Raw genomic sequence first — 22730 nt, forward strand, 5'->3', positions numbered from 1 at the left:
CAAATACACTTTTTTTTAAAAAAGTTTTCAACCTATGGATTTTATAGTGATTAAATAAATGACTAAAATCAGCATATTTTCCACTTGGGTTTAGTACGTTGTAATAGTAATCGCTAATTTTGCACATTATTTTTAATGACATACCGAACCAACAAGTATGAATTTTAAACTATCTCAGGTCCCCGAGCGCACCAGTAAACCTCGTCAATTTGGGTTAACCATGGTCATGGACAAAGGGCTAAGCATCCGTCAAATTGAAGATATGCTTGATATTTCAGCCCCGCACATCGACATCGTCAAACTGGGCTGGGCTACTTCGTTTGTTACTCCTAATTTGAAAGATAAGATAGCTGTCTATAAAAGTGCTGGAATCCCAGTATACTTCGGAGGAACCTTATTTGAAGCCTTTGTGGTTCGCAATCAATTTGAAGACTACCGCCGTTTGATTGACGAATACGGCTTAGAGTACGCAGAAGTCTCTGATGGCTCGGTAGACATGCCCGAAGAAATCAAATGTGATTTTATTAAAGTCCTTGCCGAACAGGTAAAGGTACTCTCGGAAGTAGGTTCAAAAGATGAAACCAAAATCATTCCTCCCTACAAGTGGATTCAACTCATGAAAGCCGAACTTGAAGCAGGTGCTTGGAAAGTAATTGGCGAGGCCCGTGAATCTGGAAACGTGGGTTTGTTCCGCTCCAGTGGTGAAGTACGGCAAGGTTTAGTGGAGGAAATTTTAACTCAAGTTCCCAACAAAGACATCATTTGGGAAGCCCCTCAAAAAGCCCAACAAGTGTGGTTTGTCAAACTTCTTGGGGCCAATGTCAACCTGGGTAATATCGCTCCTAATGAAATTATTCCGCTCGAAACCATTCGTTTGGGCCTTCGCGGCGACACATTCGCCCATTTTCTTAACGACAAAACGCGTAAGCGTTGGAAGTTAACAAAGTAAACTCGCACCATTGTGCGTTAACTAAATACAAAATAAACATCACACACAAATGGAAATTCTCGCGCAAATTTTAGACTTTTTTTTACACCTCGATAAGCACCTCGCCGACATCATCAACGAATACGGTACCCTTACCTATTTGATTCTGTTTTTGATTGTCTTTACCGAAACTGGCTTGGTAGTTATGCCACTCCTTCCCGGCGATTCACTTTTATTTGCAACAGGCGCTTTAGCAGCCTCTACGGGAGCGCTTAATCCTTGGATTGTCATTCCTTTGCTGATTGTAGCGGCGTTGATGGGGGATAATGTAAATTACTTTGTTGGAAAATTCTTGGGAAGTACCATCAAGAAACGAGAACGAATCTTGTTTTTCAAGCGTGAATATTTGGAACAAACAGAAGAGTTCTACGCCAAGCACGGCGGCAAAACCGTCATCATGGCCCGTTTTATTCCAATTGTCCGCACCATTGCTCCTTTTGTGGCGGGTGCCGGTAGCATGACCTATTCTAAATACATCCTCTTTTGTATCATCGGAGCTATCCTTTGGGTGCCTTCCCTTACCATGTTGGGTTACTTTTTTGGAAATTTAGACTTTGTCAAGAAGAACTTCGAATTGGTCATCTTCGGGATAATTGGTCTTTCCGTTTTGCCGATGGTGTGGCAATTCGCCAAATCGAAATTGTCCTCATCCAATAAAACGACCGCCTAATAAACGAGTCTTTTTCCCACTAAAAAAGGTCGTGAGAGAGTTCTCACGACCTTTTTTAGTGGGCAGTTCCCAAATATCAATATGCTTATTTTCTGGCTTAACTAATACTTTAAAGTAGTATCGGCAGGGCTATCAGCAGGGCCTTTGTCCTTTTTGCTAAATACCGATACATTTACGTATCGCTTGGGGTATTGACGAAAATTGGTCATTAATTTATTGACACTCACAATCGTACGGTTCAGGTTATCGTACAAGGCTTGATCTTTCAATAATTTACCCGCCGTTCCCTGACCTTGTTCGAGCGCCGTAAGCGATTTTTGGAGCGTTGCCACGGCGGCATTGGCCTGCGCCAACGTCTGGCCTAGTCGAAGGGCTTTCAGCGAATCGGTAGTAGTCAGTAGATTACTAAGAATGGGCTTCATTCCTTTTTCAGTCTCAATCAAAGAAGCTGACAAAGCATTGATATTGGCCATAGTAGCGGCGATTGTCTGCCGATTTTGGTCTACCAATGCGTTTATTCCCATGGCCGTTTGATCGGTCGTGGTCAACAATTTGTTGAGGGCATAGCCCGTCTGGTCAAATTGGTTAATGATTTTGTTGAGGCTTACAATCAGCGAATCGGCATTTTTGACGACTGGTAACGCTTTTTCTTGCAACAACGACTGAATTCCTTTTTCGGTTTCGGCCAACAAAGTATCCCCTTCGTTGAGGCGAGGTGCACCCGACGGAATCTGAAGCATCAAAGCACTTCCTCCGAGCAATTCTGAGGTAAGCATTGCTTTGGTTCCTTTGGTTAAAATGATGTTCCGATTAATATCGAGCGTTACTAAAACGGCGTTTCCTCGCTCTTGTAGCAACTCCGTTGCTTTCACAATACCTACAGCAACACCGTTGAGTTTGATGGGGTTGGAAGGTTGGAGGGAACCTACGTTGTCGTATAGTACGTAGTATTTATGGGTTGTTGAAAAGAAGTCCGAACCTTTTAAGAAATTGAAGCCAAAATACAGCATCGCTATGGTGACAATTGCTAATATACCAACTTTTGCTTCTTTTGATATTTTCATGGATGAGTATATGTTAAAAATGAAGCGTTAAAAGTGCATTCATAACGCCTAGCTTTTAACCCTTGACTATCTGTTTGAAATGGCAAATTTATCAGTTTTCTTCTACTTCTTCCTTATATTGCTTAAAAGCTCGGAAGATAGATTCAGCGATTTGGTCCTGACCTTCTTCTGAATTAAGGTATTTTTCTTCTTGGGCATGGCTCAAAAAACCCGCTTCTACCAATACACTCGGCATGGCAGTTTGCCACAAAACCATAAAACCCGCCTGCTTTACCCCACGGCTACTGCGGTCGGCGTGTTTTTTAAATTGGCGTTCAATCTTTCCCGCAAAATTCAAACTGCTCGCTATATACGCATTTTGGCGGTTGGCAAGCATAATATAAGCCAGCGGAGAGTTCGGGTTAAACCCTTTGTATTTGTCTTCGTAGTCTTTTTCCAGCAAAATAACCGCATTTTCTCTTTTGGCCACTTCTAGGTTTTCGTCCGACTTGTGCAATCCCATCACAAAGGTCTCGGTACCAGCGGGGCTTACTTTATTTTTCGGAAGAGAATTGCAGTGAATAGAAATGAACAAATCTGCTTTACGGCGATTGGCAATGTTGGAGCGCTCGTCCAAATCCACAAATTTATCGCTGGCACGCGTCAAAACCACCCTTACTTCGGGCATTTCTGACTTTATTTTCCGCGCCAATTGAAGGGTAATGTCCAGCACAATATCTTTCTCACGCGAGATGCGCCCGCGCGCGCCGGGGTCTTTTCCGCCGTGCCCTGCATCAATCACCACCGTCTTTATCCCTCCTTCGGCATCAGATTTTAAGGTAAAGCTGCAGAGCGCAATCCAGCTAAAAATCAGTAGGGTTTTAAGAATCGTCGACATGTACGTAATGAATCGTGATTAGTTATAAAACTAATGTATTAACGTATTTAGATACAACGTCTGCGTAATTTGGCAGCTATATTTTATCTAAATACGAAATAACGGCTTTTTGAATTTCAATCATTAAACTATACAAAAAAACTTTCCGTGATTTTATCCAATGGTAAAACGGGAAAGTTTTTGTTGAATTTTACGCAAAGAAACTCAAAATTATGGTAAAAATCGCCAAAGAAGCCCTACACTCCTTCCGCAACTACCTCTTTCACGTCGGGTACCATTTGGGTCAGCAAGTTTTGGATACCTGCTTTGAGCGTCAATGTGGATGAAGGACACCCACTGCATGAGCCTTGCAACAATACTTTTACGGTACCCGTTATCTCTTCAAACGAATGAAACGAAATAGCTCCCCCGTCTGACTCTACCGCTGGGCGAACGTAGTCGTCCAAAATGGTTTTAATTTGCCGAACGGTCGGACTGTCGGTATCTAAGATTGCCGTGTTCTTGTCAACCGTCTTTTGTTCAAATACGGGGTGATTTTCTTCAAAGTAAATTTTCAAAAACTGCTTGGTATCCAGAATGACATCCCCCCAATCGGTGGCATCATCTTTGGTGACCGTAATAAAATTGGACGCTAAAAAAATACGTTGGACAAAAGGAAACTGAAATAAATCTCCCGCCAACGGCGACGCTTTGCCTTCAATTTGGGTAGACTCGCTGTCTGGGTAATCAAACGAAAGTCCCTGCGGAACAAGCTCGAAGTTTAGTACAAACTTCATCGAATTGGGATTGGGGCTCGCTTCTGTATAGATAAATACGGGTTGCATGGTCGTTGCTTCGCACTGTTAGTGAATGATAAAAAAACAAAAAGGACAACCTCTGAAAGATTATCCCTTTTGCAACAAAAATTTAACTGAAATGGTTTTCCTTTGGTCTAATTAACGCCTTAACACCTTCCTAAAATCGTAGAAAAGTCGTTCAATCAACTTCAAATCTTCCGTCACTATCTCGCCCGTGGCCGTCATGCCGTTACGAAAGGAGATTTTCTTTTGTGAAGATGTCACCAATCCTTTGGGAAACTGCACCTTCACCAAGTAAGCCGTATCTTTGGGTATATCCGAAATCGACGCAATGCGCCCGCTCACGGTGCCAAACTCTTGATACGGGTAGCCCGCAAACTTCACAATGACCTCCTGCCCGCGACGAACTTTCCCGAAATTGTACTGCCCTACGTACATTTCTCCTTCAAATCCCGCTCCCTCGGGCAATACATAAAATAACTCCTGCCCAGCTTTGACGGTTTGGCCTTCCTGCAACGGAGTACACCCAAGGTTTTGAAGCCAATACTCTCGGCGGCTTGGGCAATACCCAGAAGATTCACGCCCTCTTTCCCAATCTCCGCCGCCGCCCGTAACGGCTGTATGCCATAACTCTGCCCATAGTACTTAGCCACCATCCGAAGACAGGTAGGGCCGCAGTCCATGGCGTCGAGTTGCTTATAAAAAGGGAAGGATTTCAAACGCTTATTATTATTTGGCTGACAGATATAAGCAGATGGGTCGGACGGACGTTTCCGCGCACCAGGCAGGCGTTCCTGCGGTCCGACGTTTCGCGGTCCGACGTATCGGCCATGGCGTCGAGTTGCGGTTCGACGATTCGACGGTAATGGGGGAATTTACTCGTGGGATGTGGTGGTGCTAAGTATTAGGTTATTTATTTTTTCATTGATAAAATTTTTGAGATTTTGAATTAAAATTTGAGGAAAGGCCGAGATAGAGAATACCTGATACCCTAAAATCTAAATTAATGATATATAACGATATAGGTCAAAGTGATCGAAAACTCGCTTCAACTGTTCATCGTTCTTCTTCATGATTACATTTGTATGATAAAGCGAAGTCTTTTGACTGCCTTCAATTAGCTTAAAATGTACGTTATGTTGCAGTATTCTTCTAGCTTTCGTTTGATTGAGCAGGGCGCAACATTTAAACCAAATATCGTCATTACTAGGAGCCAGAGACAGAAATAAGGATTTGTTCAATACTTCTTCATGCAAAGAATTGGGTGGGTAAAGTACTCCTGATACGCCTGTGGGCATCAGCTCATAACTGCTTTCGATGCCGTAGCTATTTTTATTCTTCAATTCATTATAGTTCATCAAAACATTCAGCGCCACTAAGCGCAAATCGTGGCCCCGGTAACAAAGGATGTCTTCAGGATAACGCCGGTGCACTTGCAGCATCTGCTCAAGCCAGTTGGGCGGATAAATTATGTCATCATCAATAGTGATAATCGTTGATTCAGGGTATGCTTGCAGGGCATAATACAGCTTTTTATATGGCCCCAGATTTTCAGCCACGAAATCTAATCTTATGCCTCGCTTACGCAACCTTTCTAGTGAAGCGGGCAATGTTTGGCTACTAAACTCACTCTCGGCTAGCCACACATGAATGATTTCTGGCTTCACTGTCTGCCGAAAGATAGATTCTATCGTTTGGTAAAGCGTTTCAATCCGGGCGGGGTAAGAGGTGATAGAGACTACGAACGCATCCGATTTTCCCACCACCCTTTCGCAGCTGAAACGATTGAGCAGGGACCAACTAGCTTCGGAGAAATGGGAGTTGCCGTATAGGTGCCTATGTAAAATGCTCTCCAACATGCATAAATCCTTTTATCTGACCCAAGGTAATTTGTAATTGTACTTATCAAGCATGAATTGATTGCCCCGTAAAAAATAATCAGGCGTAGGTGGGCGGCCTTCAGTAAGGCGATAATTTACTGTATACAGCCCTGTTGATTTGAATTTTGGCGATGCTGTTCTCAAATGATAAAAAAAATAACGGTCTGCTCTTAAGGGATGATACCAATAATGGGCTACTTTAACCAATGTACTCCTTCTAAAACCGTAACAATTGGTATCTATTAGAGGAGGCAGTTCCGAAAAACAAGGGTAATCTCCGATACTTTCGCAGTTGTCTTGTGTTACAAACGCTCCGTTTTCTGTATAAATATTACGCATAGCATACACCCAATCTAAATCATCCTCCTCCATTTTATGAATCATGGCACTGATATGATTAGATTCATACCAATTATCTTGATCCAAAAAAAACACGTACTCAGAATTGACCAAAAAAGGTAACGCAGCATAAATCCTGTGTCCATTCATACCGTTTTTCCCCGTATTGTAGGGCAGTACCAATACATCTATTTTGTGATTTGTGTTATTTCTTAGCACCTCATCTGTTTGCTCCAAAAACGCTTGACCATCTATTACAACCAAGTGTCTTAAATCCTCAAAATCTTGGTTTTGTACACTTTCTATTGCTTGCTTCAAATACTTATTGCCCGTAGTAGGCGTGATTACCGTTACTTTTGATCTAACTGATAACCCTATGATTTCATCTACCTTGCTATACACAGCATCCGAATCAAGCACTTGAGCAGCTTTTCTCACAGGCTTTTTAGCTTCTGTGATTTTTCTCAGAAAACTAACCCAAGTTTTGATGCTATATTTTAGAGATGAGATATAAAACATCTGTGAAGCAATCGTTTTTAATCAAAGACAAAAAAGTTACTTCTTCAACAACTCCTTAAACAATACTATCTATATACTTTTGCACAGCTGTGTTTTTTGAGGTCATCACTCAGTAATTTAAACATTTCTATATGCCAGGCATCATCCGATTCAAAGCCTGATTCAGTCAAATAATATAAGCTCAAAAATGAATTTGGGTTTGACCTAATAAAGTTTTCCCTAAACTTATGAAGACCTTCCTTTGCAGCTTCGGAAGCTATACTTTTTTGCTTCTCCAATTCAACGATTCTCGTTCCATCTTTTTTATGTGCTCTCTCCTGAGATATGAGTTTATCCAGTTCTCTTACTTTATCGAAGTAGGTTTTATTTAAAAAATCACTACAACTATCTCGAAGTGCTGTGAGCGGGGACTTAATACTTGTAGGGTAGAAGTTGCTATTACTAATCTTCATTTCTACCTCACCGTCCCAAATAAACCAATAGTCTAAATTTGGACTATTAGGGTGTCTTATAATGTAGGCATCTATTTCATTTATCTTATTATTTTCGTAGTAAAATTTGTTATCAACAACTGGAATATCTGCAATATATTTATCTTCAAAGTGGCTGATGTATTTTATCAACTTTATACTTTTTAAAGTATCTTTCCCTGACACACTTCCTATGATTGCGAATTTAGTATCTTGCCCATAGATAAAATGCGATGATAGCATTATTAATGAAAAAATATAGCAGAAGTTATAATGTAGCTTAGTCATCAATTCCTTTGTTTAAAGGGTGTTTTCAGAAATGTTTAAAATGGGCGTTGTGTCGTATTAAGGCTGATATGGTAAATATCAGCCTTAATTCTACTAAGAAAAGCTACAATTAACAGGCGAGCCATTATTACAGTAAACACTCACAAGAAACTTGTATGCAGCATAATCTGGTACATATCCATTAAAACCACTATTTCCACAAGTACAATTAGCCGAGTAAGGTCCCCAACCTCCTTTTACTCTTTTCATCTCCGCCCTTGTCAGCGCAGCATCCATAAAACTTGAAATTGATTTTTTCATTTTGATTGGTTGTGCGGTTCGCCGCACCGTTTTGTGTCTTGGGAAATTAATTTATGTTGATTCGGCCAAATCCTTAGGTCAAGGTGCCATCAGGCACTAAAATACGGCACAGGTTTTCTACATCGCTGAGGTGATAAGCAAGCGGTATTTGTCGCCCGTTCAGGTAAAGTGTAGGGGTTGCCTGTATTTCTGCTAAATCACACCATTGGCGGTGTAGTTGTATTTGTTGGTTAGCTTCAGCATGTAGGGCATCAGCATGTACGTCTTTGCTCCACTCTTCCACGTCTCGGTACTTTGCTGTGTACCACCGGTGCATGGCCTCCACGGCTCGTTCGTTGGGCAAGCTCATGATTGTCTGCACCAACGGCTGCACACTGGGAGAACCCAAAAACACAAATTGGCAATTGACCGTATCGGTATATTCAATAAATGCTTCAATTTCAGGGTGTAGTCTTACGCAAGGCCCGCACATGGGGTTGGTTACTATGGTCAGCGTATGTTCGGCATCGGGGTTACCCATTTTCACCACGCGCATATCTTCAAAGATGGGTGGCATTAGTGGTTGTTTCGCAAAAAGGCTTTCCACGTATTCGGGGTTAAACTTGGCCTTTTGGAGTTCGCGCCTCAGCGTCCACACCTGCGCAGCTTCTTGCATGGGCTTTTTTATGAATACTAACAATACCGCAGGTAGTAAAAAGGGGCCCAAAGCAGCCCCCCCTGCCCCCAATGGGGGAGCTAAGTCCAACCTATCTCCGAAAAATAGGAAAAGGTCAAGGGGGATGATAAACTCCACCCAAATTAAGGCCTGCACCATCAGGCACAGTGTACACCAAGTCTTAGCCACCTGCCACTGATACCAAACCGACCAAACCGTATAAGGCAACGCAAAGCCCCCAGTCCCCAAAGGGGAAGTAAGTAATTAGCTCCCCCATCGGGGGTTGGAGGGCTTGTTAGGGGGGCTAGTAGATAAATAAGTCCCCCCGCAAAATACACAAAGCCAATATCGGCCCAGCCTAGCCAGCCCCATAGTTTAGCGGCTTTGGATGATAACACATGATTGCAATCGGTGCGGCTATCAAAACCACAGATAGACCGCAAGAGCGAATTATCTGTTCCCAAGGTGGATAACAGTAATAAACTACTTATCCCTGCCCCTAGCAGTTTAGTAACTAACAATGCCCAAAATTGCCACTCCTGGCGCGCCAAAGCGGCGAAATTTGATAATCCCCATAGTAATGCGCAAACAAACAATCCTCCCATAACAAAAGGGGTACGAGCATTGGCAAGAAAAGCTTCTTTACGTTTTTCTTTATACTTCGCTTCTTGAGATTTTTCGTTGGGTTCAAGCAACAATACTACATTATTCCATTTCTTATAAAACTCCTCTAATGGCTCTTTTTGCCATCCTTTTTGGGTATCTAACCATTGAATTTCTGTTGATGACACATTACGGATTGGTGCAAAATACCCACCTTTTATTTCGAGATAGGCTATGGCCGGCAAGGGAATTTCCACTAATTGCTCCCGAAACACCCGCGCAGCAACAGTAGGTATGTTCCATTCTCGCAACACATCACTAAAAGCCAGCATAGACGGAAAATCGGGATGCAGGTAGAGACTCTCCTTCACCGATTTTGCGGTCACTTTTACACCCGTAGTTTCTACAATATACGTAAGGGCATCAATTGCGTTTTTTTCGGTTGGATTTAGGTTCATAGACTTTTTTATTTTTTGTCACCCTGCAAGGGTCTATATTCTCTTAGGCCAATACGGCTGAATGCTTATCCAAAAGAAGGCTCTGCATTGTCCCTTTTATTTTCTTTTCCCTGTATTCATCTACTATCTCTTCCCTAAACTGCTTCACTTTCTCTCGAAATGAATTTTCTACCAGCAATCGTTCGAGTTTCTTTTTCAAATCCCCCAGGCGTTCGTGCGCAAAAGCGCCCCGCAAGCCCAAGCCGTGGCATTCTATTTTCAGGGCGTTGCCATTTTGGTCGTAGTGCGGGTCGAGGGGGTAGGCCAACATCGGCACGCCGTAGTAAATACTCTCCTTGATAGACCCAAAACCCGCATGGGTAATAAACACATCGGCGGCGGCCAATACCCGCAGTTGCGGCACTCGGCTAAAAAAGTGCGTGCGGTCGGTGAGCAGCTTTCGGGCGCGGAGGGTTTCTATCACGTATTTATTCACCGAGCATACCAAATGGACATGGGGCAATTCACGGATTACCTCCAACAAGTTGGTCACAAAACGTAACAGCGTAGCGTCGGCACCTTCATGGAAGGTACCAAAACTGCAATAAATTAACCTCTCGGCAACGGCCGCTCGGCCTAAATCCCTCTTAAGGGGAGGGACTTTATTTTGCTGTAGTCGTAAGTTCACGATATGCTCCCAAGCTTGCTCAAATACAGGGTCAAGCTCGGTATCCTGCCGATGCTCGCGCATACACAGCCCCAAATAGTATTGGTGGGGTTTGCGTATTTCGGTGGCAAATTCAAACTCCAACGGCCCCAATATCAATTCGGGCACGTTGGCAATCACCTGCGTCACGGTCGCGTCTGGGGCCAAGGGATAATCAGGCAACGCCTCCGCCAACTGCTGTATTCGCTGCCGGTGGCGGGTAATAGCCCATTGCATAAACCAAGACCTCACCCCAACCCCTCTCCATGTTGGAGAGGGGCTTTTTTTCTTTCTTGTTTCAGGTCGGGACGGTACGCCGCGCGGAATGAGGTAACTATCCGATACGCTCGGCCAATCCTGTACCCGATAGGTAGAAGGCATGGGATTGAAGAACAGCAACTTAAACTCACTTCGGCGGGGGTTCAACACCCAGAAATCGGTGCAGACAAACAAATCGATCAAAATAGCTGATGGGCGAATCTCATCAATGAGCGCGTCCAGTTCACGCTTGCGCTCCCAATACAATTCGTCGTTTCGGTAGGCTTTCAGCAATCGCCAATACGAAAGTTTTTGTTTTTTAGCCCCCAAATAAGAGGGTTCCATGTTGTAGCCTACTCTATGCCCTGAATTTATTAGGGCTTGGTAGCCATTCTTCTCCACGATTTCGGCCAGCACTTGGTTGGTTACAGCATAATATACTTCGTATGCATCGGCCAGTAAATCCGCTATGTACAGCGAGGGCAACACGTGGCTTCGGATAGCAGCGGGGAGAATGAGTAAGCGGGGTTTCATGCAATCGTTTTCAGGGCTTAGGAACGTATGCCACAAAAGACTATACTTTTTTCAAGAAACAGTATCGGTTTTCCGATAATTTTTGCTGGAAGACCGTTTGATAAGTTTTCGAGAAAATGAGAGGGACCATCTATACAATTTTTCTAACTTGCGCCGTTACACAGCTATAGCCGTCCCTACTTTAATAATACGTGAGCGTTATGGACTACTCTCGAAAGAGCGTATCTATCCACTATTTATTGATATATGTATGACATTTGGGACCTTTTTACTAAACCTACGCCGTGAACACCGATTATCGCAGAAAGACGTGGCCGCCGCCGTCAACGTGGCGCAAAGCACCTACTGCGACTGGGAAAGTGATAAACACTTGCCCAAGATTGCCTACATTCGGCCATTGGCCGCCCTTTTCAGGGTAAAAGAAGAAGTGATTTTGCAAAAAATTAATGGGCACAACGCAGCCACCGAAACGGAGCTACTCCGACTAAAGACCTAAAACGAGTATTTACGCCAACGCGACGCCAAACAAGAAGCAACCATTCAGGTATTGGAAAATACCATTAAAAAGCTTTCTCAAACCAATTCTTCAAATAGGGGAATAAATGAGCAGACGGCGGGGGGCAACGCCTTGATTTTCAGTAAATTAAAAAAGGGATAACCTCAGTAGGTTATCCCTTTTTTAATAAAATTTGACCGAATGAGTTTACTTCTTCTCGCCGCCCCCTTTGGGTGGGTTATTCGTCGGTTTAGCGTTATTGGCAGGGTTATTTCCTCCTGCGTTTCCTCCGCCTTTTTTCTTTTTATTTCTATTACGATTGCCGCTTTGTTGCTGATCACGGTCGCGGCTGCTGAATTTCTTATCCATCTTCGCTAAATCACTGTTGATGCCAGGAGCGGGCAATAATGACACAAGCTCTTCGATTTCCAGCACTTCCAACGAAACGGGTTTTTGTCCTTTGGCATTAAGGCTCAAAATACGGTTGACGTTTTCCAGCGAAATCGGGTGCCAAGTGGTGCTGTCATTTTCGTAGCCAAACCACATGATTTTCTTGAAAATATCCGTTTTTTGCAGGTGCGCTTTTCCCTTTTGGGTTTGAAGAGGCGCATCTACGTGGGGAATATCCTTGAGGGCATCGATGTAGGTTTCGAGTTCATAGTTCAGGCAGCACTTCAATCGCCCGCACTGACCCGACAATTTGGTCGGATTCAGCGATAGATTTTGGTAACGAGCCGCCGAAGTGGTGATATTTTTGAAATCGGTCAACCACGTAGAGCAGCATAACTCACGGCCACAGGCTCCGATACCACCCAAACGTCCCGCCTCTTGACGCAGGCTAATCTGCCGCATCTCGATACGAGCCTTAAATTCTCCCGCCAATACTTTAATTAATTCACGAAAATCGACGCGCTCGTCGGCCGAATAATAGAAAGTAGCTTTGGTATTGTCTGACTGAAACTCTACGTCCGAGAGTTTCATATTAAGTTTCAGGTCTTTGACCAACTCCCGGGCGCGGTACATAGTGGTGAGGTCGCGGGCAATGCTTTGCTCGTGTTTTTCCAAATCGCGCGGGGTGGCTACGCGATAAATGCTCTTCAAGTTTTCGTCGTTGGCCACTTTCTTTTTGACCATTTGCAGGCGAACCAAATCTCCTTGCAATGATACGGAGCCAATATGATAACCAGAGGCCATCTCGCACACGACGTAGTCGCCAGTGTGCAAATCGAGTTGATTTATGTTGCGAAAATACTCTTTGCGTCCACCCTTAAATTTAACTTCTACGACATCAAAGCGTTTCATCACTGGCACATCCATGTCGCTGAGCCAATCAAAAACGTTCATTTTATTACAGCCACCCGTTCCACAAGCGCCATTATTTTGACAACCGGACGCTTTTTCAGTCAGGCCACGCGTACCGCAACCTCCGGTTGAACATGATTTACAGGACATAATTTATAGAATAGTGAGTAGTGGGTAGTGAGTAGTGGCTGCCCAAGCAGTAGTGAGTATTTTAATACTGACCACAATCCACTAATCACTAGCCCCTAGTCGTTATAACGGATCAAATCCAATCCAATATCTTTGCGATAATATTTTCCTTCAAATTGTACCGTTGCTGCTGCTTTTTGAGACTTATTGACGGCTCCTTCGAGCGAGTTTGCCAAGGCTGTTAAAGTCAACACACGGCCTCCGTTGCTGAGTACCTCGCCATTTCCATTGGCTGCGGTCCCGGCATGAAAGACGAGCACGTCTTCTATTCTTTCTAACTCTGCAATTTTCTTGCCTTTTTCGTACGCCTCAGGATAGCCCCCCGACACAAGCACCGTGGTCACGGCCGTTTGCGGCGAAATCAGCAAATCACTTTCCGCCAGCTTTTGGTCGGCGGCAGCGAGCAGAAGCGTCACAAAATCGGACTGAATACGCGGCAATACCACCTCCGTTTCGGGGTCGCCCATGCGCGCATTATATTCAATCACGTAAGGTTCGCCTTTTACGTTCATTAAACCGATAAAAATAAATCCGACGTAGCGGATTCCTTCGGCCTGTAAGCCCGATAAGGTTGGCTTAACAATTTTATTTTCTACTTTCCGCAGGAAATTTTCATCCGCAAACACAACCGGTGACACCGCCCCCATTCCGCCCGTATTAGGCCCCGTGTCTTTTTCCCCGATTCGCTTGTAGTCTTTCGCTTCTGGCAAAATTTTATAGTTGATACCGTCCGTTAAGACAAAAACAGAAAGTTCGATTCCTTTTAAAAACTGCTCAACGACCACTTTGTTTCCAGCATCACCAAACTTGGCATCTACCAGCATATCCTGCATGGCGGCTTTGGCCGTGGCGATGTTTTCTGCAATAATGACCCCCTTTCCAGCGGCCAATCCATCGGCTTTCAAAACAATGGGTAAAGCGTGTGATTCCAGAAAAGTGATCCCTTCTGCGAGCGTTTCAGAGGTAAATGTGCGAGAAGAAGCCGTAGGGATTCCGTACTTCAACATGAAGTTTTTGGAGAAATCTTTGCTTCCTTCCAGTTGGGCTCCCAGTCGGTCGGGTCCTACGATTTTGACTCTTGAAAGCTCAGGGCGTGCTTTCAAAAAATCAACAATCCCGTTGACCAGCGGCTCTTCTGGCCCCACAATCACTAATTTAATTTTTAATTCCACAATTGCTTTCGCAGTTGCTTCAAAGTCATTATAGCTAAAGGGAAGATTGGTCGCTACCTGAGCGGTACCTGCATTGCCGGGGGCTACATACAACTCATCACAGTGTGGGCTTTGCGCAATTTTCCAAGCAAAAGCGTGTTCACGTCCGCCCGAACCAAGGATTAGAATGTTCATTTTTTTAGTATAAAAGGGATCGCTACGAGTACAATGTTGAGTAATCATAAAATTAAGAACAAACGCGGGTTTGTTCTTAATTTTATAGGTTTAGCTTTCCACTTAGTTTGCTACTTCTGACAAGAATTTGATACGCATCAATCGGAGTTCGTCTTCGGTGACATCTTCCTCCGCCAACTCATCCATGGCCACTGCGATACTATCAGTTTCGGTTGCCATGAAGTAATCATAAATATCCCGTTGGCGGTCACGGTCCATAATCTGATTGATGTAGTAATCCAGGTTTAGTTTTGTACCGGAGTAGCAAATGTGTTCAATCTCCTCAATCAACTCGTCCATCCCAAGCCCTTTTGCTTCCGCAATCTCATCCAAATCCACTTTTCGGTCTATCTGCTGAATAATAAAAATTTTCACTTTAGACTTGTTAGCTGCTGATTTTACAACTACGTCTTTAGCGGTTTCTATCTCATTTTCTTCAACGTATTTGGTGATTAAATCAATAAACGGTCGTCCAAATTTCGACACTTTTCCCATTCCGACCCCGTTGATTTGGGCCATTTCCTGGGACGTAGTGGGATAAGTAGTGGCCATTTCTTCCAACGACGGATCTTGGAAAATCACGTACGGAGGAAGGTTTTTTTCTTTCGCCAGCTTCTTACGCAATGCTTTTAATAAACCTAAAAGCGCTTCATCGTAGGCATTGCCCCCGCCCGCAGGGGCAAGATCCGTTACATCTTCTTCATCATTTGCTTTCTGTATCTCACTTTCATCAAACGTATGATCTTTGGAAATCGTAATTGGATAAGGGTCCTTGATAAATTTGCGTCCCTTTTCCGTCATTTTTAAGACCCCGAAATTTTCGGAATCCTTAGACAGAAATCCAAAAATCACCAGTTGACGAATCATGGAGCGCCAGAATTCTACTCCGTATTCTTCCCCTTCTTCTTCATCTTTAAATTTACCAGCGCCGTACATTTCGAGCTTGTTGTGCTCGTAGCTTGTTACGTAGATGTTGTCGGTTGCCGTAATCAGGTCGGCAATATGGTCTCCATCAAATCGCTCATCCGTTTGATCGATGGCTTTAAGGACCAAAACCGCCTCTTCCTGAATCCTAATTCGCTGGGTAGGCTTGACGCAATTGTCGCAAAACCCGCAGTCTTTCTCCATGTACTCTCCAAAATAACTCAACAACTGACGGCGGCGGCACGCGCCAAGATTGGCGTAGGCCACCATTTCGTTGAGCAAATGGCGCGCATTATCACGTTCTGTTACAGACTTATCTTTGTTGAATTTCTCCAGTTTCTGAATGTCATCAATGCAATAAAACATGACACAATTTCCTTCCAAACCATCGCGTCCTGCACGTCCTGTTTCTTGATAATATCCTTCCAGCGATTTGGGTGCGTCGTAGTGAATCACAAACCGCACGTCGGGCTTGTCGATTCCCATTCCAAAAGCAATGGTTGCCACAATCACATCGGCTTCCTCATTGAGAAAGGCATCCTGATTGTGCATCCGGGTCGACGAGTCCAATCCTGCATGATAAGGAAGTGCTTTTACATCATTCACATTCAGCAAATTGGCCACTTCTTCTACCGTTTTACGGCTCAAGCAATAGATGATACCCGATTTACCTTTATTGTTTTTAATGTATTTGATGAGTTGTTTATTAACATCTCCTAATTTAGGACGTACTTCGTAGTACAGGTTTTTACGGTTAAACGATGTTTTAAACATCGCCGCTTCTTCCATCCGTAAGTTCTTGACAATATCCTGCTGCACTTTGGGTGTAGCGGTGGCAGTCAAAGCAATAAGCGGCAGCTCAGGGTTGATGTTATCAATAATTCCCCGGATACGACGATACTCAGGTCGGAAATCATGGCCCCACTCAGAAATACAGTGCGCTTCGTCTACCGCCACAAAAGAAATATTGGCTCTTTGCAGAAAATCAAGGTTCTCCTCTTTGGTCAACGATTCAGGAGCAATGTATAGCAGTTTTAAGGTTCCGTCTAAGGCGTCTTTTTTAACTTTATTAATTTCAGCCTTGTTGAGGGTAGAATTCAAAAATTGGGCATTGATTCCGAATGCGTTGAGTTGATCCACCTGATTTTTCATCAACGCAATAAGGGGCGAGATAACGATAGCAATACCTTCGGTTGTTATCGCCGGCAGCTGATAGCACAGGGATTTTCCAGCACCAGTAGGCATAATAACAAAGGTATTATTGCCGCCCATGATGCTATTGATGATAGCCTCCTGCTCTCCTCTAAACTGACTGTAACCAAATATTTCTTTGAGTCGCTCTTTAAGCGTATGCTGTACGCCTGTGTCTACCTGAATCATCCTCGTGACTTATAAATTTTAGTGGCTTTTACTCTCCTGATTTACAGGGATTTGTATAGCTTTTGTGGTGAGTTGGAATGTAAAAAAATAACGATTATCCAGAGTTATGACAATCCGTTGTAATCGGACCCTGAACTCCAGTATCTAAGTTTGAAATTAGTAAAAATTATCAAATTTGACACAACAAATTTTTAGCCGTAAAAAAAACATTTTTTTTTACTGAACTACCCAAAATGACTAACAACATACTGACAGCCAAAACCTTGCAGGGTTTTTACTTAGTAAAATAGGCAGAAAATTTGTTTAAAAATATCTATAATACGTCCGTTTATTTATCTCATTCGCTCCTGCGAACGAACAAATTTCTCATCGCGACGTATAAAACGGTTGGCAAGGACGTTGGCCAACATGGCTAATATAAGGGAATAAAAACCAAGTCCGAAATCTCCATTGGCTGCGGGATCAAAAAGATTTTTAGCTTTTCCAAACACAAAATACATGACCAAACCCATTATAATCGTCATAAGTACGGAGTTGGCGGCGCATAATCCCGACTGAAGCAAACGGTTTTTGTATTGAGATAACGCAAAAGCGGCCAATGCTGCCACCAGTGCCCCCAGTAAAGTAAGGTACCACACTGGCGTAATAACCGAGCTTGTGCCTTGCTGATGGATAAGCCGCAAGGCTGTCAAATGAACCGATTGGGTAGTATCTAATGCTGTTTTATCCCAAATAGGCAGGGAAATCATACCGCCCATTCCTACGGCAACCAAAGCTAAAAAAAGTGACTGAATACGCTGTAACATAACTCGTTAGTAGTTATTCTTATTTGTTTTTAATGATTTATTTACTAATAAAGGATGGCAAAGGTAATCAATTGACTATAATTTTGATACACCCGCCAGAGGGAAGATTTCAAACCTTCTTACCAACGCAAACGTTAGACCACAGCACATCATTTTGATAGATAAACTTTATTTTTACGAAAAAATCAGCTTTTAAAAGAATCGAGTATGCTTTCAAAAACGTTCGGCAGTGCAGTGTATGGCGTCAATGCCACCATCATTACCATTGAAGTAACAGTAGGTCAGGGAATGCGTTTTTTTATGGTGGGATTGCCCGACAGTGCCGTAAAAGAAAGTGAGCAACGTGTGGAAGCGTCGCTGAAATACTTTAATTACCGTATGCCTCGCCAAAAAGTGGTCGTCAATCTGGCACCTGCTGATATCCGAAAAGAAGGTTCGGCATACGATCTGCCCATCGCCCTGTGTGTACTTCAAGCATCCGACCAATTGGTTGCCCAAAAGAACCTAGAAGACTATATCATCATGGGAGAACTTTCGCTGGATGGCAACCTCCGTCCCATCAAAGGGGTATTGCCCATTGCCATCGAAGCACGTAAATTAGGATATAAAGGATTCATTCTTCCCGCCGCCAACGCCCACGAGGCGGCGATTGTCAATAACCTAGACGTGATTCCCGTCGAAAACCTCAAAGACGCCATCGAATTTTTTGAAGGCACCAAAGACATCACGCCCATAACCATTGACACCCGGGATATTTTCCTGAGCACCCTCAACGAATACGAAGCTGATTTTGAGCATGTTCAGGGGCAGGAGAATATCAAACGCGCACTCGAAATTTCGGCAGCGGGCGGGCACAATGCCATTATGATTGGCCCTCCGGGTTCGGGAAAAACCATGTTGGCGAAGCGAATCCCGTCCATTTTGCCGCCTTTGACGCTCCATGAAGCCCTTGAAACAACCAAAATTCATTCTGTAGCGGGGAAATTGGGCACAAAAGCCGCGCTTATTTCACGACGTCCATTTCGGGCACCCCACCATACCGTAAGCGACGCCGCTTTGGTGGGCGGCGGTTCATTTCCCCAACCTGGCGAAATCTCGCTGGCTCACAACGGGGTGTTGTTTCTGGATGAACTTCCCGAATTTAAACGTACAGTTTTGGAAGTGATGCGACAGCCGCTCGAAGAGCGCCGTGTTACCATTTCTCGCACCAAGTGGGCCATTGAGTTTCCCGCCAATTTTATGCTCATTGCCAGCATGAATCCTTGTCCGTGCGGCTATTATAACCACCCCGAAAAGGAATGTGTCTGCCCACCAGGGGCGGTGCAGCGCTATCTGAACAAAATCAGCGGCCCGCTCCTCGACCGCATTGATTTACACGTTGAAGTCACGCCCGTCTCGTTTGACCAAATTGCCTCTACCCGCAAATCCGAAAACAGCGCCGCCATCCGCGAGCGCGTCATCAAGGCCCGCCAAATTCAAACTGAGCGTTTTAAAGAAAATACGGGTATTTACTGCAACGCCATGATGCCATCGCAAATGGTAAAAGAAATCTGTGACATAAATCCTGCGGGCAAGGTCTTGCTCAAAACCGCCATGGAACGCCTTGGACTTTCGGCGCGGGCGTACGACCGTATCCTGAAAGTATCCCGCACCATTGCCGACTTAGCAGCTAGCCCCGACATCAAAATTGAGCATTTGGCTGAAGCCATTCAGTACCGTAGTTTGGATAGAGAAAGTTGGGCGGGGTAGAGCTATATTTGTTTTAATGGTTAAATTTGCGCTACTATGTCAAAAATATTCTTCGAACAATCAAGACCTACATTTTCGGAAATTATAGGTAACGGAAAAACCTTTGAAGTTCCTAATTATCAACGAAATTATAGTTGGCACTATGATGAGTGGGAGGATTTGTGGTTAGATATTGAAGAGCTCAACTCAGACGACAATCATTACATGGGTTATGTTGTTCTTAAGCGTACGCCCAATCCTAAACATTATGAAATAATTGACGGACAACAACGAATTACGACGCTAAGTATTATTTGTCTGGCATGTATCAGTCTGTTACAAGATTGGATAAACGACAATATTGAGGCTGAAGACAATCGAAAAAGATTAGAATTAATACGAACAGGTTATATTGGCTTTTTGGAAGGGCGTACGCTGGTTACTAAAGCAAAGCTTAGGTTGAATCGGATAAATGAATACTTTTTCAGAAGCTACTTAGTTCAGTTGCGTAAACCCAGCAATATAAGCAGCGAAAAACCTTCCGTTCAAAAATTATACAAAGCTTTTACTTATTTTAAAAAAAAGGTAGAAGAAAAGTTTGAATCAAATAAATCTGGCGCGGCTTTGTTTGATTTTGTAGACGGTAATTTAGGCAGTAATTTATTCTTCACACTTATTGAAGTAGGTGATGATACAAATGCATACAAAATTTTTGAAACGCTTAATGCACGAGGGGTAAAACTGTCGGCTTCTGACTTACTGAAAAATTATTTATTTTCTCTTATCTTATCTGATTCACCTGCATTGGTAGAAGATTTAGATATGAAATGGGACGCCATAAACGACATCCTTGGGAATACAGAAGTTACCACCTATTTACGCCATTATTGGAATGCTCGCCAAAATAAAATTGAACGAAAATCCACCTTATTTAAGGCGTTAAAAAGAAAGGTGGCCAAGCAGCAGGAAGCATTGGATTTATTAAACAGCTTGGAAGAAAATGTAAGTGTATATGCAGCGTTAAGCGATGAAAATAATGCATTGTGGTCGGATGATGAGAGAAAATCTATTAAAGAGCTGAATTTATTTGACGTAACTCAGTGCTACTCTTTATTGCTTGTCGCAAAAGAGAAGTTAGCACCTGGCGAATTTGTAAAGCTACTTAAGGATATAGTTGTTATAAGTTTCAGGTATAATATCATAGGCGGACAAAATCCCAATGAGTTGGAAAGGGTATATAACGACGCTGCCAACAAAGTGTTTAGAGGAGAACTAACAACCGCAAAGGCAATTTTTAAATTATTGGAAAGCGTATATATAGCTGATACAAATTTCAAAAATGACTTTGCTACAAAATCAATTAATACAAATAAAGCAAATCAACTCGTTAAGTATATCCTCTCAAAACTTGAAAGGCAATACGGAGGAAACGAAATAGATTTAAACGATAAGTCGGCAACGATTGAACATATTCTACCCGAAAAGCCAACGGATGAGTGGGTTGAGGCGTTCCACAACACAGATACTTCCCAATATATCTACCGAATAGGAAATTTAACGCTATTAAAAACCAACACCAATAATACTGTTGGAAGAAAACTCTTTGCAGATAAATATTCGGAATACAAAAAAAGTGATTTTAAATTAACAAATTCACATCTTGAGTATGATAAATGGGATGCAAGTACAATAAGCAGCAGACAAAGAGACATGGCTACCAAAGCTATCTCCATTTGGAAAATAAATTATTTGTAACCTCTACGTCACATCCCTATACAACTCCTCCACAACCCTACGGCCCGATTCAATCGCGCCGTGAACGGTGCCGCTGTGGCCGCCGTAGTGCGTAGCTTCCCCCGCAAAATAAACTTTGCGCTGCACGGGCAATGACAGCGTTTGGCGGGTTAGGAGTCCGCCGCCACCCACGATGGGATACGAATACGCGCCCTTAATAAACGGGGCTTTACCCCAATCCATGAGACGGGCATTCGTAAGGGCACTAGAAGCAACACCTTTTCCATAAATCACATCCAAATCTTTGATGATACTTTGAATCGCCGCCGCGCTCGATTGCGCACTGAGGGTTTCGGCTTTTTCACCCATTGTCAAGCCCGTCAAAACAAAGGATTTTGTGCTGCGCCCGTTTGAACTTACCCGATATTCGGGCACTGCGCCTGAAGTATACACTGAATCCGTGGCGGCATCCCAAAAACGTTGATTAAACTCCAATATTACTTTAATTCCCGCCCCCATACCAATACTCCTAATGGAAGCAAGCTTAGATTCTGGAAGCGCTGGTACAAACTGTAAATCAGTGCTTTGTAGCACAGCAAGCGGTACCGTTATAATCACTTTGTCTACATAACGCCGCTGGGCTTGGGCATCTTCCAACATGATGCGTTCGTTGGTATAATCAATGCGCTTGATTTGCGTATTAAGTACAACTCTTGGCAGTATGTTTTTGAATTTTTCTTCTAAAACCGCAGTTAACGAACGATTTGCAAGAAAAAACTCTCCCTCTCCAGCAGACCAAGCTTGACGCTCCTCCGTTGTACCCAAAACACTCAGGCGATTGGCCGAAGTGCCGTGGGCATTGGCCACCAAGGCATCGGCAATGTGCCGCACCCCTGCCGCCAATTTGGCCGATTCCATGTATTGAAGCAAAGTAGTGTCGGCCCCCGCATAATTCATTGCCTGTTGAGTCAAAGACAACGCCGCTTTAAAATCAGCGTTATTGCCCCATTGGGTTTCGGAAAGAATCTGATTACCAATTTGATAGAAATCTGTCGAGGTATTCGGCACAAAAGACGCCCCCGATTCTTTGACCCAATCGTACCAGAGCGAGCGGTTTCCCTGAATTTTTTCGGCTCCCAGTTCAATATCGAAATCTGTAAAACCTTTCAACGAACGAATTCGTCCGCCAATTTGGTCGGCCGCTTCATAAATGGTATAATTTGCTTTCTTTTCTGCCAACAAAAAGCCAGCATACAGCCCCGCCGCCCCCGCTCCAATAATGGCAATCTGTCCTTTATACTCTCGCTCCGCATAGGGATCTTCTTCTTTACAACTGCCAAAGGCAATGGCTCCAGTGGTAAGGACGGTATTTTTGATAAAATCGCGACGTTGCATAGTGGT

At 43.6% G+C, this 22730-nt stretch carries 20 protein-coding genes and 1 pseudogene; 5 read left to right on the forward strand and 16 right to left on the reverse strand.

Annotated elements, in window-relative coordinates; translation table 11 throughout:
• Positions 1-157 precede the first annotated feature (157 nt).
• Positions 158-949 carry a phosphosulfolactate synthase gene (locus DR864_RS10290; protein ID WP_114066881.1) on the forward strand — a complete coding sequence of 264 codons (792 nt, stop codon included), beginning with the start codon at positions 158-160 and terminating at the stop codon, positions 947-949.
• A gap of 49 nt (positions 950-998) precedes the next feature.
• Complete coding sequence (locus DR864_RS10295) at positions 999-1658, forward strand: DedA family protein (protein ID WP_114066882.1); 660 nt, start codon at positions 999-1001, stop codon at positions 1656-1658.
• A 101-nt stretch (positions 1659-1759) separates the two neighbouring features.
• On the opposite strand, the gene DR864_RS10300 is transcribed toward DR864_RS10295, so the two are convergent.
• The 11 genes and pseudogenes from DR864_RS10300 to DR864_RS10350 all read right to left on the reverse strand — a co-directional run bounded on the left by DR864_RS10300 (position 1760) and on the right by DR864_RS10350 (position 11385).
• Entirely contained in the window at positions 1760-2722 is a 963-nt protein-coding gene (locus tag DR864_RS10300; RefSeq protein WP_114066883.1) for an MlaD family protein, read from the reverse strand.
• Positions 2723-2813: 91 nt separating this feature from the next.
• Positions 2814-3599: an N-acetylmuramoyl-L-alanine amidase family protein gene (locus DR864_RS10305; RefSeq protein WP_114066884.1), complete on the reverse strand. Its 786-nt coding sequence runs from the start codon at positions 3597-3599 to the stop codon at positions 2814-2816.
• Between the two features lie 236 nt (positions 3600-3835).
• Positions 3836-4423 carry a NifU family protein gene (locus tag DR864_RS10310; protein ID WP_114066885.1) on the reverse strand — a complete coding sequence of 196 codons (588 nt, stop codon included), beginning with the start codon at positions 4421-4423 and terminating at the stop codon, positions 3836-3838.
• Positions 4424-4534: 111 nt separating this feature from the next.
• On the reverse strand, positions 4535-4912 hold the full coding sequence (locus tag DR864_RS10315; protein WP_114066886.1) for a beta-barrel domain-containing protein: 378 nt from the start codon (positions 4910-4912) through the stop codon (positions 4535-4537).
• Positions 4913-4917: 5 nt separating this feature from the next.
• A pseudogene (locus tag DR864_RS10320) lies at positions 4918-5115 on the reverse strand (cysteine peptidase family C39 domain-containing protein); the annotation flags it as partial.
• A gap of 279 nt (positions 5116-5394) precedes the next feature.
• The gene (locus DR864_RS10325) at positions 5395-6255 is read right to left on the reverse strand and encodes a glycosyltransferase (protein ID WP_114066888.1); all 861 of its coding nucleotides are present in this window, start codon (positions 6253-6255) and stop codon (positions 5395-5397) included.
• A gap of 12 nt (positions 6256-6267) precedes the next feature.
• On the reverse strand, positions 6268-7134 hold the full coding sequence (locus tag DR864_RS10330; RefSeq protein WP_114066889.1) for a glycosyltransferase family 2 protein: 867 nt from the start codon (positions 7132-7134) through the stop codon (positions 6268-6270).
• Between the two features lie 65 nt (positions 7135-7199).
• The gene (locus DR864_RS10335) at positions 7200-7892 is read right to left on the reverse strand and encodes a hypothetical protein (protein WP_162793703.1); all 693 of its coding nucleotides are present in this window, start codon (positions 7890-7892) and stop codon (positions 7200-7202) included.
• A 373-nt stretch (positions 7893-8265) separates the two neighbouring features.
• On the reverse strand, positions 8266-9006 hold the full coding sequence (locus DR864_RS10340) for a DsbA family protein (protein ID WP_114066891.1): 741 nt from the start codon (positions 9004-9006) through the stop codon (positions 8266-8268).
• A complete protein-coding gene (locus DR864_RS10345) occupies positions 9006-9908 on the reverse strand; it encodes a cysteine peptidase family C39 domain-containing protein (RefSeq protein WP_114066892.1) in 903 nt (300 codons plus the stop codon). The genes DR864_RS10340 and DR864_RS10345 overlap by 1 nt, the downstream gene beginning before the upstream one ends.
• Positions 9909-9951: 43 nt before the next feature.
• Positions 9952-11385 carry a glycosyltransferase gene (locus DR864_RS10350; RefSeq protein WP_114066893.1) on the reverse strand — a complete coding sequence of 478 codons (1434 nt, stop codon included), beginning with the start codon at positions 11383-11385 and terminating at the stop codon, positions 9952-9954.
• A gap of 250 nt (positions 11386-11635) precedes the next feature.
• On the opposite strand from DR864_RS10350, the gene DR864_RS10355 reads away from it, so the two are divergent.
• The gene (locus DR864_RS10355; RefSeq protein ID WP_114066894.1) at positions 11636-11881 is read left to right on the forward strand and encodes a helix-turn-helix transcriptional regulator; all 246 of its coding nucleotides are present in this window, start codon (positions 11636-11638) and stop codon (positions 11879-11881) included.
• A 207-nt stretch (positions 11882-12088) separates the two neighbouring features.
• Here DR864_RS10355 and DR864_RS10360 read toward each other — a convergent pair whose 3' ends face one another.
• The 4 genes from DR864_RS10360 to DR864_RS10375 all read right to left on the reverse strand — a co-directional run bounded on the left by DR864_RS10360 (position 12089) and on the right by DR864_RS10375 (position 17867).
• Entirely contained in the window at positions 12089-13333 is a 1245-nt protein-coding gene (locus DR864_RS10360; protein WP_114066895.1) for a PSP1 domain-containing protein, read from the reverse strand.
• A 95-nt stretch (positions 13334-13428) separates the two neighbouring features.
• Complete coding sequence (gene purD, locus DR864_RS10365; RefSeq protein ID WP_114066896.1) at positions 13429-14718, reverse strand: phosphoribosylamine--glycine ligase; 1290 nt, start codon at positions 14716-14718, stop codon at positions 13429-13431.
• 102 nt (positions 14719-14820) lie between these two features.
• Positions 14821-17061 (reverse strand): DNA helicase RecQ, encoded by a 2241-nt coding sequence (gene recQ, locus DR864_RS10370; RefSeq protein ID WP_114066897.1) that lies wholly within the window; start codon positions 17059-17061, stop codon positions 14821-14823.
• A 332-nt stretch (positions 17062-17393) separates the two neighbouring features.
• A complete protein-coding gene (locus tag DR864_RS10375; protein WP_114066898.1) occupies positions 17394-17867 on the reverse strand; it encodes a DUF4293 domain-containing protein in 474 nt (157 codons plus the stop codon).
• 207 nt (positions 17868-18074) lie between these two features.
• Here DR864_RS10375 and DR864_RS10380 point away from each other — a divergent pair, with 207 nt between their 5' ends.
• Positions 18075-19616 (forward strand): YifB family Mg chelatase-like AAA ATPase, encoded by a 1542-nt coding sequence (locus DR864_RS10380; protein WP_114066899.1) that lies wholly within the window; start codon positions 18075-18077, stop codon positions 19614-19616.
• Positions 19617-19652: 36 nt separating this feature from the next.
• Positions 19653-21350, forward strand: coding sequence for a DUF262 domain-containing protein (locus tag DR864_RS10385; protein ID WP_114066900.1), 1698 nt, complete (start codon positions 19653-19655; stop codon positions 21348-21350).
• A gap of 3 nt (positions 21351-21353) precedes the next feature.
• On the opposite strand, the gene DR864_RS10390 is transcribed toward DR864_RS10385, so the two are convergent.
• The gene (locus tag DR864_RS10390; RefSeq protein ID WP_114066901.1) at positions 21354-22724 is read right to left on the reverse strand and encodes a flavin monoamine oxidase family protein; all 1371 of its coding nucleotides are present in this window, start codon (positions 22722-22724) and stop codon (positions 21354-21356) included.
• Between the last annotated feature and the right edge of the window lie 6 nt (positions 22725-22730).

Origin of the sequence: Runella rosea, assembly GCF_003325355.1 — a bacterium.
Taxonomy (GTDB): Bacteria; Bacteroidota; Bacteroidia; order Cytophagales; family Spirosomataceae; genus Runella; species Runella rosea.

Coding starts and splice junctions, on each gene's coding strand:
- DR864_RS10290 (WP_114066881.1), top strand. CDS start 158: ATGAATTTTAAACTATCTCAGGTCCCCGAGCGCACCAGTAAACCTCGT.
- DR864_RS10295 (WP_114066882.1), top strand. CDS start 999: ATGGAAATTCTCGCGCAAATTTTAGACTTTTTTTTACACCTCGATAAG.
- DR864_RS10300 (WP_114066883.1), bottom strand. CDS start 2,722: ATGAAAATATCAAAAGAAGCAAAAGTTGGTATATTAGCAATTGTCACC.
- DR864_RS10305 (WP_114066884.1), bottom strand. CDS start 3,599: ATGTCGACGATTCTTAAAACCCTACTGATTTTTAGCTGGATTGCGCTC.
- DR864_RS10310 (WP_114066885.1), bottom strand. CDS start 4,423: ATGCAACCCGTATTTATCTATACAGAAGCGAGCCCCAATCCCAATTCG.
- DR864_RS10325 (WP_114066888.1), bottom strand. CDS start 6,255: ATGTTGGAGAGCATTTTACATAGGCACCTATACGGCAACTCCCATTTC.
- DR864_RS10330 (WP_114066889.1), bottom strand. CDS start 7,134: ATGTTTTATATCTCATCTCTAAAATATAGCATCAAAACTTGGGTTAGT.
- DR864_RS10335 (WP_162793703.1), bottom strand. CDS start 7,892: ATGACTAAGCTACATTATAACTTCTGCTATATTTTTTCATTAATAATG.
- DR864_RS10340 (WP_114066891.1), bottom strand. CDS start 9,006: ATGGTGCAGGCCTTAATTTGGGTGGAGTTTATCATCCCCCTTGACCTT.
- DR864_RS10345 (WP_114066892.1), bottom strand. CDS start 9,908: ATGAACCTAAATCCAACCGAAAAAAACGCAATTGATGCCCTTACGTAT.
- DR864_RS10350 (WP_114066893.1), bottom strand. CDS start 11,385: ATGAAACCCCGCTTACTCATTCTCCCCGCTGCTATCCGAAGCCACGTG.
- DR864_RS10355 (WP_114066894.1), top strand. CDS start 11,636: ATGACATTTGGGACCTTTTTACTAAACCTACGCCGTGAACACCGATTA.
- DR864_RS10360 (WP_114066895.1), bottom strand. CDS start 13,333: ATGTCCTGTAAATCATGTTCAACCGGAGGTTGCGGTACGCGTGGCCTG.
- purD (WP_114066896.1), bottom strand. CDS start 14,718: ATGAACATTCTAATCCTTGGTTCGGGCGGACGTGAACACGCTTTTGCT.
- recQ (WP_114066897.1), bottom strand. CDS start 17,061: ATGATTCAGGTAGACACAGGCGTACAGCATACGCTTAAAGAGCGACTC.
- DR864_RS10375 (WP_114066898.1), bottom strand. CDS start 17,867: ATGTTACAGCGTATTCAGTCACTTTTTTTAGCTTTGGTTGCCGTAGGA.
- DR864_RS10380 (WP_114066899.1), top strand. CDS start 18,075: ATGCTTTCAAAAACGTTCGGCAGTGCAGTGTATGGCGTCAATGCCACC.
- DR864_RS10385 (WP_114066900.1), top strand. CDS start 19,653: ATGTCAAAAATATTCTTCGAACAATCAAGACCTACATTTTCGGAAATT.
- DR864_RS10390 (WP_114066901.1), bottom strand. CDS start 22,724: ATGCAACGTCGCGATTTTATCAAAAATACCGTCCTTACCACTGGAGCC.